Below are 560 nucleotides of genomic sequence, written 5' to 3' on the forward strand. Positions count from 1 at the left end.
ACAGATTGATTTACGGGACCAGTCTGTTCAAAATCAGAAAGCATTCATCCATCAATTATTTGGACTTGCAGGATAAGATACGATTCCATTCCATGAGGAATATATGCGCTTTATGCCCTTGTATTTTATTTTTGCACCAGAACCATAATTTTTAACTTCTTTTATCTTTTTCATAGTTTAGGAATAGTGGAGGCTTTCATATGATTTTCTTATTTGTAGTATATTTTGTGATCATTATGACATTAGTAATTACCTTTCTTCTTTCAAAAAAATCATATAAGAAGCCTGTTATTAAATATATACCAACGTTAATATTGTTTATTTTGGCTGTTATTTCTTCTGTTATGTTTGTATTGAATAATGGAATGGGAGAGCTGATGATAGCGGTCTCTTTAGGAATTGCAGCGATAGTGAACGGTCTTTTACTTCTTGCATTGAAAGTAGTTCGTGTGATTGTTGCAAAAGGAAAATAGAGCATCGAAATGAAGTGACCCCTAAAAGTTAGACACGGTTATTTGATTAGGCAGCTTGATAAAAGTGAGTCCGGTATTGTACCGGGC

Annotated in this window: 1 protein-coding gene; it reads left to right on the forward strand. The window is 33.6% G+C overall.

Features of this window, described 5'->3' with window-relative positions:
- The first annotated feature begins 200 nt into the window (after window positions 1-200).
- Complete coding sequence (locus DOS87_RS00480; protein ID WP_098577833.1) at window positions 201-473, forward strand: sugar ABC transporter ATPase; 273 nt, start codon at window positions 201-203, stop codon at window positions 471-473.
- Window positions 474-560 lie beyond the last annotated feature (87 nt).

Origin of the sequence: Bacillus sp. CR71 (assembly GCF_003429245.1) — a bacterium.
Classification (GTDB): domain Bacteria; phylum Bacillota; class Bacilli; order Bacillales; family Bacillaceae_G; genus Bacillus_A; species Bacillus_A thuringiensis_S.

Excerpts from the sequence above, each read along its gene's own strand:
- DOS87_RS00480 (WP_098577833.1), top strand. The coding sequence starts at position 201 with ATGATTTTCTTATTTGTAGTATATTTTGTGATCATTATGACATTAGTA.